At 65.7% G+C, this 1,453-nt stretch carries 2 protein-coding genes and 1 pseudogene; all 3 read right to left on the reverse strand.

Annotated elements, in window-relative coordinates; genetic code table 11:
- Positions 1-21 precede the first annotated feature (21 nt).
- Positions 22-705, reverse strand: coding sequence for a hypothetical protein (locus EJ903_RS26160; protein ID WP_126620799.1), 684 nt, complete (start codon positions 703-705; stop codon positions 22-24).
- Positions 706-931: 226 nt separating this feature from the next.
- Positions 932-1,267 (reverse strand): annotated as a pseudogene (locus EJ903_RS26165) (ISL3-like element ISAzs13 family transposase); the annotation flags it as partial.
- 25 nt (positions 1,268-1,292) lie between these two features.
- On the reverse strand, positions 1,293-1,453 hold a 161-nt coding region (locus tag EJ903_RS26170), incomplete at its 5' end, for a transposase domain-containing protein (protein ID WP_148105315.1).

The raw sequence follows: 1,453 nt of genomic DNA on the forward strand, positions 1-1,453 counted from the left end.
GGTCGGACACATGGATGCATCCTATCGACCGTCACTACGGATTTCACTCTTGCACCGGAAGGGCCGTCCACACATGGACCCGGTCGGCTTGGCGGCGCCGGGTTTGCTGATTTCCACCTCCAGCCAGTTGACGGTCAGCGCGTCGTCACCGTCACGCAGCGGCACCCCGCTCATCCAGCGATAGCGGTAGACCCGCTTGTCCGGACCACGGCCCTTGGTCTCGCTCAGGCTGTCCATCTCGACGCCGGTCAGGTACTCGGCCAGCGTCTTATGGCTGGACGGCTTGCACACCAGCAGGAAGCTCCCGCCGGTGGCCTGTAGGGCCATCGGCTGGCGGGCATACAGGTCGTCGCCCGGGTAGACCGGCTTCAGCCACGCATAGGCCGGCCCCAACCGCGCCAGCCAGCGTTTCGCCGCAGCGGTCTCGCAACCCTGCTTGGCCGCGCCGTCCTGCGGGCGCACGAACTCCGGCGGCAGCGGCACGACCGTCTTGTGACCGGACGCGACCAGCGTGGCGCCGAGAAACGTGTGGAAATGCTCCACGTCGCCGTCCGCGCGCTTGCGCGTCGAGCAGTGCGGGCAGGAGATCTTGCGCGAGCAGAAGTGCTCGGAGCCGTCCAGGGCGATCAGCACCCGCCCGTCCAGGCAGCGCATCGGCGCCAGCCCACCGTGCCCGTCAACATCACGCAGGATGGTGGCGAACACCGCGTCGAAGTGGTCGGTCGGGGCGCCATCGTGCAGCGCCCGTTGCTGCCCGTCCGGCGGTCCGGCAGACCGGCGCAGCGGTCCCGCAACGCCGTTATGTAGCCTTCAAGCCTGCCCACCCGGAGCTTGAATCACGTTTCGACGCCGCGACAAAGTCCATTTTCCTCAAAATGAGATCTGCTGCATCCGCATTCCCGGTGCAGAGAATGAACTCGAGCCGGGCCATTCAGGCGGCTTCGAGGGCACGATGGCGCAGCAAATCGAAGCCGCCTCGTCTGTTCATCGTGCGCTTGATCGTCTTCAGTTTGCTGATCTGGCCCTCTACTGGTCCTGTGCTCCAAGGCAGCGACAAGGCCGCGCGCACCGCCGCCAGATCACGCTTCAGGCCGCCAGCGAATCCCGCCATGGCCGTGCCGTCGGTCACCAGCAACCACTCATCCAGTTCTCCGACCCGCTGTTGGCGAACCATCGTCCGGAAGGCCCGAGCCAACGCGACGGTCTGCGCCAACTTCGGGGAACGGGAAAGCAGGGCGGTGACGAAGGCCTGTTCGGTCGCATCAATTGTAAGCATCCGCCGAGTGCCGCAGTCAGGCCGCTTTTTGCTGTTTGCGGATTGCCTTCCATTCCCAGGGCAGGAGTTCGCGCAGACGGGTTTGGGGCATGTCGTTGATGCGTGCCAGCACGTCGGCAAGCCACGCCTGGGGGTCGACGTCGTTGAGCGTGGCCGTGGTGATCAGGCCGTACATGA

It is taken from the genome of Azospirillum griseum (genome assembly GCF_003966125.1).
Lineage (GTDB): Bacteria > Pseudomonadota > Alphaproteobacteria > Azospirillales > Azospirillaceae > Azospirillum > Azospirillum griseum.